Raw genomic sequence first — 14,088 nt, forward strand, 5'->3', positions numbered from 1 at the left:
TCCTAACTAAATAAAACAGCCCAAAAAAGAACACTCTTATTTTGGGCTATAACTGATATAAAAAACAACTTACATTAAGCAGGCTGTTGATTCATTAATTCCGAGAATGAAGATGCTTTTTCAGTAACTTTAGCTTTCTCTAGTAATAAGTCTACAACTTGATCTTCTAAAGCAACAGATTTCAAATTATCTAATGCTTTTTTATCCTTGCTGTAGTAAGCAACGACTTCTTTCGGATCTTCATATGCTGTTGCAATCTCATCAATAAGACCTTTTACGCGAGCTTCATCAGCAGAAAGTTTGTTACTTTCGATAATTTCGCTAAATAATAATCCGATAATAACACGTTTTTTCGCTTCAGCTTCGAATAACTCTTTTGGCAACTCAATTGATTGAGGAGCATTATTACCAAAACGTGACATCGCTTGTTGACGTAATACATCAACTTCACGGTCAATTAACGCTACTGGAACTTCCATATCGTTATGTTTAACTAAACCATCAATAACTTGTGCTTTGATTTTATTGCGGATAGTAGCTTTAAGCTCTCTAACCATATTTTTACGTACTTCAGCTTTTAAAGCATCAATGGTGCCATCAGCGATACCGAAACGTTTAATAACATCAGCTGTTAATTCAGGTAACTCTAACTCTTCAACTTTTTTCAATGTTGAAGCAAATTTAGCCGCTTTACCTTTTAAATTTTCAGCATGGTAATCTTCTGGGAAAGTAACATCAATATCAAAACTGTCACCAGCTTTATGACCTAAAATAGCAGTTTCAAAACCAGGAATCATTCGGCCTTGACCTAATACTAGTGCGAAATCGGTAGCTTTACCGCCTTCAAACTCTTCACCATCAACAGTACCAACGAAATCAAGTACAACGCGCATCTGATCTTGTGCTTCTTTATCAACTTGTTTCCAAGTTCCTTGTTGTTTACGTAAAGTCTCGATCATTGTTTCAACGTCAGCATCTGCAACTTCTGCTGCTGGTTTTTCAACTTCGATTTTATCAAGATCTTTAATTTCAACTTGTGGATACACTTCAAACTCAACGGTAAACGGATAATCTTCACCTTGTTTATATTGTGTAGGGATATAATTAGGCGCGCCCGCTGGGTTAAGTTTTTCTTGAATGATTGCATCGATAAAGTTACGTTGCATTAAATCACTCAAAGCATCTTGTAGAATTGATGCACCATAACGTTGTTCTACGATTTTTAAAGGTACTTTCCCTTTACGGAAACCATCTATACGGACTTTCTTAGCAGTATTAACAAGTTCTTTATCAACTGCTTTTTTAATATCTTCTGATGGAATAGTTATCGTTAAACGTCTACCTAATCCTTGTGTGGTTTCCACAGAAACTTGCATCTTTGATACCTCAACATCATGAATTAATTTGTATTCGCGTGAAAACAGAATATATGTTCCCTAACAATCAAACACAATAAAGTTTATAAAATAGCCATGCATTATACAGGCCGATACAGCTTACGTCGAGAATTTTAATAGTTTCTTCTCTAACGATTTTAATCGTTTATTCATTTCATCAATGTGTAACACTAATGAGGCAGTTTTACGCCATACTTTATTCTCTTGTAAAGGAATTCCTGAAGAGTAAACACCTGGTTCAGAAATAGGTCGCATAACCATCCCCATCCCTGTTACAGTTACTTTATCACAAATTTCCATATGACCGTTGATGACACTAGCACCACCGATCAAGCAATACTTACCGATTTTCAGACTACCAGCCATAATCACACCACCAGCAACAGCAGTATGAGCACCAATAAAGTCATTATGTGCAATTTGACATTGGTTATCAATAATAACACCATCACAAATCACAGTATCGTCAAGTGCGCCACGATCAATCGTCGTTGAGGCTCCAATTTCCACATTGTTACCAATAATAACACGGCCTAATTGTGGTATTTTAACCCAGTTTCCGCGATCATTCGCATAACCAAAACCATCAGAACCGATAACGGCTCCAGATTGAATCAAGCAATTATCACCAATTTCAATATTATGATATATCGAAACATTGGCCCATAACTTGGTATTAGCACCAATTTTACTATTTTTACCAATAAAACAACCTGCACCTATAATAGCATTATCACCAAGGGTAACACCATTTTCAATGACTGAATTAGCTCCTATCGAAACATTTTTACCTAGCACCGCATCATCAGCGATAACAGCTGATGGTGCAATTCCGTGTGCTGGTTTTGGCGTAGTATCCAATAATTGAGCTAATCTTGCATAGGTCAAATAAGGATTGCCAACAATTAATGCTGCGCCATTCCAATGAGATAAGCTTTCCTCTGTCAAAACAACTGCAGTTGCTTTACACGACTGTAGCTGGTCTTGATATTTATTATCGGATAAAAAAGTAATTTGTCCTTTTCCAGCATTTGCCATTGAGGCAATACTACTAATAACAATATCCCCATCACCGACTAAAACAGCATCTAATTTCTCTGCCAGTTCTTTAAGCTTATATGCATACATTATTTATTAACCTGTTGTAAAACTTGATTGGTGATATCAACTGAATCAACAACATAAAAAGCAGCTTCTGCTTTCAAAATAAGATCATATTTTTGTTCTTTGGCAATCTTCGCGACTGCATCTTGAATTTTAACTAATAATTTATTAGCTTCTTCATTTTCGCGTTTACGGTAATCAGTAGAGAACGTATTCGCTTTATCTTGGAACGCTTTAATTACTTTAGTTAATTTTGCTTTTTCAGATTCAGATAGCGTCATACCATCTTTTTGTAGTTTTTGAGCAGCTTCATTCGCTTTTTTCTCTTCTTGCTGTAAACCTTTCGCTCTTGCTTCAAACTCAGAATCAAGGGTTTTACCCACTTTATCTCTTTCTGGCATTTGTTGTAAGATAGACATAACGTCAATAACGGCTATTTTTGTTTCTGCAAGCGCTGTGCCTGTAAATAATAAAGCCAAACTTAAACTTATAATTGATACAATTTTTTTCACACTAATCACCTTTTATATTACCTATAATTTTACTCTACCAAGTAGATCCAATATTAAACTGGAACTGCTGAGCCGAATCGCCATTGTATTTTTTAATCGGTTGCGCATAAGAGAACACTAGAGGCCCAAGTGGCGACATCCATTGCACTGCTAAACCAGCCGAAACTCGAATATCTGATGCTTTACCATAATCAGGAATATTACTATCACCTTTAAGGCTCCAATCTGTATCCCATACAGTACCTGCATCAACAAACACTGATGTTCTAATACTATTTGAATATTTTTCACTTGCAAATGGTGTTGGTACAATTAACTCACCACTAACAAATGCAAGAGCGTTACCACCAACAGAATTAGATGATGCTGTACAACCAGAAGTATTATCTAAATCACATGAACCATTAAAATAGATTGCTTTTGGCCCAACCGTATTCGATTTAAATCCTCTTAAGATAGAAGAACCACCGGCATAAAAGTTTTCATAAAATGGTAACTCTTTACCACCAAATCCAGTACCATAACCTAAACGACCACGCGCTAACACAACCCAGTTATGATCGTAATCCAATGGATAGTAATAAGAGCCATCTAAGGTAAATTTGACAAAACGGTTATCAAATACAGGAACAGTCACTTTACCATTAGCTGAAAGTTTCAATCCATCTGTCGGGAAGAATCCACGATCTAATGAGTTATAACTCCAATAAGCATTTAATAGTAGGTCATTAGTGCTAAACGCGATACTATTCTTACCTTTTACATTTTCACCCATTGATTGGAAATAACGCCACATACCATATTGGGCATCCATATCACTCAATCGGTGGTTAGCAAATTCAGTACCTAAACGAATAAAATTCTTTTCGCTAATTGGGAAACCTAAATTCGCATTTGCACCCCAAGTTTTACTAGAATACTCAGATTGGTCACCATCTTTATCAGCTTGATAAGTATTATAATAAACACCGCCACCTAAACTAACACCATCAACAGTAAAGTAAGGGTTGGTTGCAGAAATCGATGCTGTTTTATCTGAATCGGTGGTATTTACATCAAATGAAACACTATTACCAGTACCTAACCAGTTCTCTTGAGAAATACCTGCATTAAAGCTTAAACCACTATCAGAGCCAACACCGATACCAAATTTAATGCTACCCGTATTACGTTCAGCGACTTTATAGGTAATATCGACTTGATCATCTACTCCTGAGACTCTTTGCGTTTCCGTTTCTACCGTATCAAAGAAACCTAATCGATTAAGTCTGGTTTTACCTAACTCGACAAGATTGTTACTTAACCAAGCTCCCTCGCTCTGGCGGAATTCACGTCGAATAACTTGTTCGCTTGTTACAGTATTTCCAACTACATTAATTTTACGAACATAAAAACGAGGTCCTACATCAACAAAGACAATTAATTTGACGGTATGATTTTCATCATTAATTTCCGGATGAGTAATAACTTTCGGATAAGCATAACCATAATCCGCTAACTCTTTTTTAATTTGGTCTTCGATCTGCGTGATCTTTTCACCGTTATACAGTTCACCTAATCTAAGTTGTTCACTCGCAAGCTTTTCAATTTTTTCTTTATGTCCAGCATAGTTACCTTTAAACTCAAGTTCAGATAAATTATATTGATCGCCTTCGTTAATATTTATCGTAACATAAATACCTTTTTTATTTGGCGTTAAACTAACTTGAGTGGAATCAATATTAAAACGGGCATAACCACGATCAAGATAAAAACCTTGTAATTCATCTAAATCTGCCGCTAACTTCTGTTTTTGATATTTACGGTCGCCAAGCATATTCCACCATGGCACTTCATCACGTAAAGAAAAACGAGAGATAAGCTCTTCTGACGAGTAAGCATTAGCACCAACAATATTAATTTGTTCAATTTGTGCAGATACCCCTTCGGCAATATCTAATTTTAGATCAACTCGATTATGGGAAAGTGGTGTGACAACCGCTTTTACTTTTGCGTTGTACTTACCAATACTATAATAGAAATCCTCTAATCCTTTTTCGATAGCAGATAAGGAAGTGCGGTCTAATGATTCTCCGGTTCTAACACCAGAAGCATCTAGATTAGACGTCAATAGATCATCTTTGACTGATTTATTACCAGAAAATGAGATGCTAGCAATAGTTGGGCGTTCTTCAACATGAATGATAAGCGTACCACCATCACGAGAGATCGTAATATTTTCGAAATTACCACTGGTATACAATGATTTGATTATATCCCCAAGATCAGACTCATGAACATAATCACCGACCTGAACAGGCATTTTCAACAATGCTGCGCCAAGTGTTACCCTTTGTAATCCTTCAAATTTGATATCTTTTACTTCAAAGTTATCAGCACTCAATGCAATTGGACTATAGCTAAAAGAACTAAAAAGCAAAGACGCTATGAGCAATTTATTAATTCTCATTGATATGGCTCACCTTCATAATATGTTACTCCATTCGATTACAACGACAATCGCACAAAATCATTAAAGAATGCAATTCCCATTATAATCATCAATAAAACAAAACCCAGTCTATAGCAAGCTTCTTGTATTTCTCGAGACAATGGAGAACCTTTTATTTTTTCAATTAATAAAAAAACAAGGTGTCCACCATCTAACATTGGTAAAGGCACAAGATTAATCACACCTAAACTAATACTGATAAATGCTAAAAAAAACAGATATGGTACAAAACCATAACTTGCCGTTTGCCCAGCCCCTTTCGCGATTGAAACCGGCCCCGATAAATTTTTCAGACTAATTACACCAGTCGCTAATTGGTAAAATGAACGTACGACCGATATTATTGTCAATTTTGTCTGATCCAGACCTTTAACAAATGCGCCTACTATACCATACTGTTTTACAATTGTGTTACTAGTTGGATAAATTCCTACTATACCAATTTTTTCGCCCTTATCATTAATTTCAATAGAGGGAATAAGATCCAACATTAGCTGCTTATTTTCTCGCTCTACTTCCAACTGTATAGGTTGACCTTGTTTGACTAACGCAACAAAATTTTCCCAACTGTCATAAGGTTTATTGTTATATGCAACAATAGTATCTCCAACAGCCATTCCCGCTTTTTCTGCAGCCGAATTAGCAACAATTTTACTAACAATAGGATAAATCTCAATTTGAGCAGGCACAAAACCAAAAGCGGTAATTGGTGATACCTTTTCAATATCAAACTTCCAATTTTTAATATTTATGGTCTGTTGATATTGCTCTCCCTGCTCTGTTTCATAACCTAATGTGAGAGCATCTTTACCCATTTCTGTGATCAGAGCTGAATTGACATCACCCCAACTATCTACTTTGATTCCTGCAATAGATTTTAGTTCCATATTCTCTGGAATATTTATACTTGCTGCGGGAGTATTAGGTAAGACGCTCTGAACTTTAACGGGATAAGAAACAACACCAAGCTGAAAAATAATCCAATAGGCTATAATTGCAAAAATAAAATTAGCAACTGGACCAGCACTGATTATCGCAGCTCGTTTAAGAATAGATTGATGATCAAATGCAAATGGCTTTTCATCATCAGTAAGCTCGACATTTCGCCCATCTAGCATTTTTACATAGCCACCAAGTGGGATGACTGATAAGCTAAATTGAGTTCCTTTTTTAGAAGTATATGAATAAAGTTTTTTACCGAAACCTATTGAAAAGCATTCAACTTTAACACCACATAATCTTGCTATAATAAAATGGCCAAACTCATGCACAGCAACCAGAACGCTGATCGTAATTAGAAAAATGAGTGTTGTCCAAATCACACGATAACCTTAAAGAATATATAGAGAAACTGCAGCAAAAACAGGAATCGCGGCAGTCAGACTATCAATGCGGTCTAAAATACCGCCATGCCCTGGAATCAAATGACCACTATCTTTAATATTGGCTTCTCGTTTAAACATACTTTCAGTTAAATCGCCAAGTACAGATACAAGAATTGCAAATATTGAGCTAATCATCATATTACTAAATGAGATAGTAAAGTAGCCACTTACATAGACAATAACACTAACCACTAATGCTAAAGCAACACCACCAATAAATCCTTCAATTGTTTTACCAGGAGAGACGCTTGGTGCTAATTTATGTTTACCAAATGCCCGTCCAGCAAAATAAGCACCTGAATCTGTCGCCCAAACAAGGACTAAAACATACAATAATAGAAATGCACCGTGAAAAGTATCGGCATAATAGTAAACGCCTCTTAAAGTAATCATACCAAAAACAAATGGAATTAATGTACAGCAAGCAAATAACACCTTAGCAATATTATTTTGCCAAAAACGTAGTGAATTTGGGTAAGTTGCAACTAACACTAGGGCAACTAACCACCATACAATAGATAATAAGAGAATCGTTTTGAAAATGGTTTCTATATACATCGAGCTGATAGATAAAAAATAGATAGCGGCAACAAAACAAGTAAAACCAATAGCAAATAATAATTTACTTTTTACTGATTTGATATGTAGAAATTGAGCCCACTCCCATGCTGAAAGAGCACAAATAACGGCCATCGCGATTAAAAAACCATGTAATGGTAAAAAAAATAAACAGATAATGACCAAAGGAATTAAAACTATCGCAGCTAAAAGACGTTGAATTAACATTACTTATCCTAATTATTAAGAATCAATTACTTGACCAAAACGACGTTCTCTTTTATTAAAAACAGCAATCGCTTCGTCAAGCGCTTTTCGATCAAAGTCTGGCCATAGTATATCTGTGAAATAAAATTCAGAATAAGCTATTTGCCAAAGTAAGAAATTACTAATTCGATGCTCGCCACCAGTACGAATCACCAGATCAATTGCAGGAAAATCATGCAATGAAATCTCACTATTAACGATCTCCTCATCAATAGCATCTATAGACATTTGACCATTATCAATTTTATGCACAATATTTTTAATTGCATTGGTGATATCCCAACGTCCACCATAATTAGCAGCAATATTCAATATCAATCCTGTATTATTAAGGGTCATTGCTTGAATATCATTAATCATAGTTTGAAGTTGAGCAGAAAAACGAGAAATATCGCCAATAATATTCAGGCGAATATTGTTTTTGTGTAATGTTTTAGCTTCTCGCTTTAAAGCATAAACAAATAGAGACATCAAGGAAGAGACTTCTTGTTCTGGCCTTTTCCAATTTTCACTACTAAAAGCATAGAGGGTTAAAGCCTTAATACCAATTAGGCTAGCATGTTGTACTGTTTTTCTTACGGCTTTTAGTCCCGCTCTGTGTCCAACCATTCTCAATTGATTGCGACTTTTAGCCCAGCGTCCATTACCATCCATAATAATTGCGATATGATTGGGAATGAGTTTGTGCAATGTCATGCCTTTTCCATTTTCATTAAAAATCTATTGTAATATTAGCACAATAAACTAACATAAAAAATTCATTTTAATAAATTTAAATACAATGGAAAAGACTATATATACCAATTGATTAAAAACTAGCGGGTACCATATACAACAATGGTTTTACCGTGCGCTGAAATCAAATGCTGCTCTTCTAGCATTTTCAAAATCCGCCCCACAGTTTCTCTTGAACAGCCTACAATTTGACCAATTTCCTGACGCGTTATCTTAATCTGCATACCATCGGGATGAGTCATCGCATCTGGCTGTTTTGCTAAATTTAACAATGTTTGGGCAATTCGACCTGCAACATCAAGAAACGCCAAATTACTCACTTTTTCAGAGGTTACTTGTAATCGATTAGCCATTTGACCAGCTAATTTCATCAGAATATCAGGATTGACTTGGATAAGTTGTTTAAATTTCTTATAAGAAATCTCAGCAACTTCACAACTAGTTCTTGCTTTAACCCAAGCACTTCTTTCCATACCTTCTTCAAATAGACCTAATTCACCAATAAATTCACCTTGGCTCAAATAGGATAAAATCATCTCTTTACCTTCATCATCTTTAATGAGTACCGCTGCTGCGCCTTTTACGATGTAATACAAAGTCTCGGCTTTTTCACCTTGATGAATCAAGGTACTTTTGGCGGGATATTTATGGATATGGCAATGAGATAAAAACCACTCTAACGTTGTATCGGATTGTTGTTTACTAATAATCATTAGATCCTACTCCAGTTATACAATATCTAGTTGCTAACAAGTACTATAACAAACTTATGTAATGAATAATATATCAAAATTAATTTAAGTGATTATCTATGATTACTCACTAAATAAGCACATCTGTTACCTTAAAATCTATCGATTCATGTAGTTCTGACCAAACAAGAACAATTTTATTTTGTTTTAGTTGAGTTCTGATATTATCAACTTTTTCAGCTAGTGTCTTTTCTGTTACGCCATAATCGGTACCTTCTCGCAAAACAAAAGACTCAATAATGTTAGTTAATGTCTCATGAGGCAAATCTTGCCAAGGAATAATCATAAAAAAATACCCTCCACTATTCGATGATCCCATTATATGAACATAATCAACTATTATAAATAGTGATCGTACTAATAAAAGGATAAAAAAATTATCAGATAATTAAGTCACATTTCACAGGATATAAGTATTTTATTAAATAACGAAACGAAGTATGCAATGAATAAAGAGAGAATAAGTAGGCTGCTGAATAATAGATTAATTCTATATAGTAAGTAAAGAATAAAAACTCGTTATAATTTTATTGTATAGTAGTAATATAGTATAAAAAAGGCCACTCAATTGAGTGGCCTTTTGTCATTAATAAGACTTAAGCGTCATCAGCTGAATTCAATAGTTCAGCTAAGTTAGCAGTAGCTTCTTCTGCCGTAATAGTCGATTCAGTTGCAACATGAGCATCGCTTACAACTGAACGTTTACGTAAACGTTCTTTATGATAAGCATAACCCGTACCTGCTGGAATCAAGCGACCAACGATCACGTTTTCTTTCAAGCCTCGAAGTTCATCATTTTTACCTGCAACTGCTGCTTCAGTTAACACACGAGTTGTTTCCTGGAACGATGCCGCTGAAATAAATGATTCAGTCGTTAATGATGCTTTAGTAATACCTAGCAAATCATGCATATACGTTGCTGGTTCTTTACCTTGAGCTTCAAGTTCACGATTAATAATCTTAATACGAGAAACTTCTAACTGCTCACCTTCTAATAAACGTGAACTACCATTATTCATAATAGTTGCTTTACGTAACATTTGGCGCACAATAACTTCGATGTGTTTATCATTAATTTTTACGCCTTGTAAGCGATAAACTTCTTGTACTTCATTAACAATATAACGAGTTACTGCATTAACACCACGTAAACGTAAAATATCATGCGCAGATTCTGGTCCATCAGAAATTACGTCACCACGTTCAACATGTTCACCTTCAAACACGTTTAGCTGACGCCATTTTGGAATCATCTCTTCGTATGGTTCGCTACCATCAGCTGGTGAAATAACTAAACGACGTTTACCTTTAGTCTCTTTACCAAATGAAACGATACCATCAACTTCTGCTAAGATAGCTGGCTCTTTAGGTTTACGAGCTTCAAATAAATCTGCTACTCGTGGTAAACCACCGGTAATATCTTTAGTACCAACAGAAGCTTGTGGAATACGAGCTAACACATCACCGATATTGATCTCAGCACCATCTTCTAATTGAACTAATGCTTTACCTGGTAAGAAATACTGAGCAGGCATTTCAGAACCTGTAACAAATATATCTTTACCTTTAGCATTAACAATCTTAATTGCTGGACGTAGATCTTTACCTACAGATGTTCTCTCTGCAACATCAAGTACAACAATAGATGATAAACCTGTTAATTCATCAGTTTGACGCGTAATTGATTGACCATCAACCATATCAACAAACTTAACGAAACCTTGTACTTCAGATACAACAGGCATGGTATGCGGATCCCAGTTTGCCACTGTTTCACCTGCTTTAACCACACTACCAGTACCTTTGGTTAAGATCGCACCATAAGGAACCTTATAAGTTTCCTTCATTCGACCTAACTCATCGACAATGGTTAATGCCGTATTACGTGAAGTAATAACGAGTTTCTTCTCTGGATTAATAACAAATTTAGCATTAGATAATTTGATATTACCATTATTCTTAACTTGTACGCTTGACTCTGCCGCTGCTCGCGATGCCGCACCACCGATATGGAACGTACGCATCGTTAACTGTGTACCTGGTTCACCGATTGATTGTGCTGCAATAACACCGATCGCTTCACCTTTATTGACTAAGTGACCTCGTGCTAAGTCACGACCATAACATTTAGCACAAACACCAAAGTCAGTATCACAAGATACAACTGAACGAACTTTAACACTATCAATAGACTCTGCTTCTAATAGGTCACAGAAACTTTCATCAAGTAATGTATTACGAGGAATTAAAATATCTGCACTTCCTGGTTTTAATACATCTTCAGCGGTTACACGACCTAACACACGTTCACGAAGTGGCTCTTTAACATCCCCACCTTCGATAACAGGTGTCATTACCACACCTTCCATTGTGCCACAGTCATCTTCAATAACGACTAAGTCTTGTGCTACGTCAACTAAACGACGAGTTAAGTAACCTGAGTTCGCTGTTTTTAATGCGGTATCGGCTAAACCTTTACGAGCACCATGGGTTGAAATAAAGTACTGAAGTACGTTTAATCCTTCACGGAAGTTTGCTGTAATTGGGGTTTCGATGATCGAACCATCTGGTTTTGCCATCAGACCACGCATACCAGCAAGCTGACGAATCTGCGCAGCAGAACCACGAGCACCTGAGTCGGCCATCATATAGATACTATTAAATGATGTTTGCGTCTCTTCTTTGCCATCTTTATTGATGACTTTTTCAGTGGATAAATTATCCATCATCGCTTTCGCAACACGTTCGTTGGCTGCAGCCCAAATATCGATAACTTTATTGTATCGTTCGCCTGCAGTAACTAAACCTGACTGGAACTGTTCTTGAATTTCAGCAACTTCAGCTTCCGCTTCACCAATGATTTCTGATTTTTTTGCAGGGATAACCATATCATCGATCCCAACAGAAACACCTGAACGCGCAGCATAAGCAAAACCAGTATACATAATTTGGTCAGCTAAAATAACAGTCTCTTTCATACCTAATTGACGATAACAAACATTTAGGATTTTAGAGATCGCTTTTTTACCTAACGGCTGATTAACCACTGAGAATGGTAAACCTTTTGGCATAATAAGCCACAAAATAGCTCTACCAACAGTTGTATCAACTAAAGATATTTCCGGAATCCATTCACCTGCATTATCTTGATGATATTCAGTAATTCTGACTTTAACTCGGGCATGAAGCTCTGCTAAACCTAAACGATAAAGTTTTTCAGCTTCTTTAGGTCCAGTTAATACCATGCCTTCGCCTTTCGCATTAACTTTATCACGAGTCATGTAGTAAAGACCCAATACCACGTCTTGCGATGGAACAATAATAGGCTCACCACTCGCTGGTGATAAGATATTATTTGTTGACATCATCAACGCACGGGCTTCAATTTGTGCTTCGATTGTTAATGGTACGTGTACCGCCATTTGGTCACCATCGAAGTCGGCGTTGAATGCCGCACAAACTAATGGGTGCAACTGGATCGCTTTACCTTCAATAAGTAATGGTTCAAATGCTTGAATACCTAGTCTATGGAGTGTTGGAGCACGGTTTAATAAAACCGGGTGTTCACGAATCACTTCATCTAAAATATCCCATACGATTGCATCCTCACGCTCAACCATTTTCTTCGCAGCTTTAATGGTTGTTGCATAACCACGACGTTCTAATTTACCGTAAATAAATGGTTTAAATAGCTCAAGTGCCATTTTCTTCGGTAAACCACATTGGTGTAGACGTAAGTATGGACCTACGGTAATTACAGAACGACCAGAATAGTCAACACGTTTACCCAGTAAGTTCTGACGGAAACGACCCTGTTTACCTTTAATCATATCAGCTAAAGATTTTAAAGGACGTTTGTTTGAACCCGTAATCGCACGACCACGACGACCATTATCTAATAATGCATCAACAGACTCTTGTAACATACGTTTTTCGTTACGCACAATAATATCTGGAGCCGCTAAGTCTAATAGACGTTTTAAACGGTTATTACGGTTAATTACACGACGATATAAATCGTTCAGATCCGACGTTGCAAAACGACCGCCATCTAATGGTACTAATGGACGTAAATCTGGTGGTAAAACCGGTAATACATTAAGAATCATCCATTCAGGTTTATTTTCTGAAATAATGAATGCTTCTAGTATTTTAATTCGTTTAGTTAATTTTTTACGTTTAGTTTCAGAGTTAGTTGTTAATAACTCATCACGTAATGCTTCACATTCTGCATTTAAATCTAAATTACGTAATAGTTCCTGAATTGCTTCAGCGCCCATACGCGCATCAAACTCATCACCAAACTCTTCTAATGCATCTAAGTATTGCTCTTCAGTCAGTACCTGGCCACGATCTAAATTGGTCATACCGCCATTTAGAACCATAAATGATTCAAAATAAAGCACACGTTCAATATCACGTAGTGGCATATCAAGTAATAAACCGATACGAGATGGTAATGATTTTAAAAACCAGATATGTGCAGTTGGTGAAGCAAGCTCAATATGCCCCATGCGTTCACGACGCACTTTAGCTTGAGTGACTTCAACACCACATTTTTCACAGATCACACCACGGTGTTTTAAACGTTTATATTTTCCACATAAACATTCGTAATCTTTAACAGGTCCAAAAATTCTTGCACAGAATAAACCATCACGTTCAGGCTTAAATGTACGGTAATTAATGGTTTCTGGTTTTTTAACTTCACCAAATGACCACGAACGGATCATGTCTGGGGACGCTAACCCAATTTTAATCGCATCAAACTCTTCAGTCTTAGTTTGTGCTTTTAGAAACTTTAATAAGTCTTTCACGAATTGGCTCCTATGGAGTTAAACCAACTGGGTAATAGTAATAAACAAACCTATTACCCGTATAAATAGT

At 36.2% G+C, this 14,088-nt stretch carries 10 protein-coding genes; all 10 read right to left on the reverse strand.

Annotated elements, in window-relative coordinates; translation table 11 throughout:
- Positions 1 to 74: 74 nt before the first annotated feature.
- The 10 genes from tig to rpoC all read right to left on the reverse strand — a co-directional run bounded on the left by tig (position 75) and on the right by rpoC (position 14,018).
- The gene (gene tig / locus RHO11_07865; protein WVD60417.1) at positions 75 to 1,376 is read right to left on the reverse strand and encodes a trigger factor; all 1,302 of its coding nucleotides are present in this window, start codon (positions 1,374 to 1,376) and stop codon (positions 75 to 77) included.
- Positions 1,377 to 1,496: 120 nt separating this feature from the next.
- On the reverse strand, positions 1,497 to 2,525 hold the full coding sequence (gene lpxD / locus RHO11_07870; protein ID WVD60418.1) for a UDP-3-O-(3-hydroxymyristoyl)glucosamine N-acyltransferase: 1,029 nt from the start codon (positions 2,523 to 2,525) through the stop codon (positions 1,497 to 1,499).
- On the reverse strand, positions 2,525 to 3,013 hold the full coding sequence (locus RHO11_07875) for an OmpH family outer membrane protein (protein WVD60419.1): 489 nt from the start codon (positions 3,011 to 3,013) through the stop codon (positions 2,525 to 2,527). The genes lpxD and RHO11_07875 overlap by 1 nt, the downstream gene beginning before the upstream one ends.
- Positions 3,014 to 3,047: 34 nt before the next feature.
- On the reverse strand, positions 3,048 to 5,462 hold the full coding sequence (gene bamA / locus RHO11_07880; protein WVD60420.1) for an outer membrane protein assembly factor BamA: 2,415 nt from the start codon (positions 5,460 to 5,462) through the stop codon (positions 3,048 to 3,050).
- Positions 5,463 to 5,500: 38 nt separating this feature from the next.
- On the reverse strand, positions 5,501 to 6,826 hold the full coding sequence (rseP, locus tag RHO11_07885; protein WVD60421.1) for an RIP metalloprotease RseP: 1,326 nt from the start codon (positions 6,824 to 6,826) through the stop codon (positions 5,501 to 5,503).
- A 9-nt stretch (positions 6,827 to 6,835) separates the two neighbouring features.
- Positions 6,836 to 7,675 carry a phosphatidate cytidylyltransferase gene (locus RHO11_07890; GenBank protein WVD60422.1) on the reverse strand — a complete coding sequence of 280 codons (840 nt, stop codon included), beginning with the start codon at positions 7,673 to 7,675 and terminating at the stop codon, positions 6,836 to 6,838.
- A 15-nt stretch (positions 7,676 to 7,690) separates the two neighbouring features.
- Positions 7,691 to 8,410, reverse strand: a complete 720-nt coding sequence (locus RHO11_07895) for an isoprenyl transferase (GenBank protein WVD60423.1) — start codon at positions 8,408 to 8,410, stop codon at positions 7,691 to 7,693.
- Positions 8,411 to 8,529: 119 nt separating this feature from the next.
- A complete protein-coding gene (crp, locus tag RHO11_07900; GenBank protein ID WVD60424.1) occupies positions 8,530 to 9,162 on the reverse strand; it encodes a cAMP-activated global transcriptional regulator CRP in 633 nt (210 codons plus the stop codon).
- 109 nt (positions 9,163 to 9,271) lie between these two features.
- Positions 9,272 to 9,487, reverse strand: coding sequence for a YheU family protein (locus RHO11_07905; protein WVD60425.1), 216 nt, complete (start codon positions 9,485 to 9,487; stop codon positions 9,272 to 9,274).
- Between the two features lie 310 nt (positions 9,488 to 9,797).
- Positions 9,798 to 14,018, reverse strand: coding sequence for a DNA-directed RNA polymerase subunit beta' (gene rpoC / locus RHO11_07910; protein WVD60426.1), 4,221 nt, complete (start codon positions 14,016 to 14,018; stop codon positions 9,798 to 9,800).
- Positions 14,019 to 14,088 lie beyond the last annotated feature (70 nt).

Source organism: Orbaceae bacterium BiB (assembly GCA_036251205.1).
Lineage (GTDB): Bacteria > Pseudomonadota > Gammaproteobacteria > Enterobacterales > Orbaceae > Orbus > Orbus mooreae.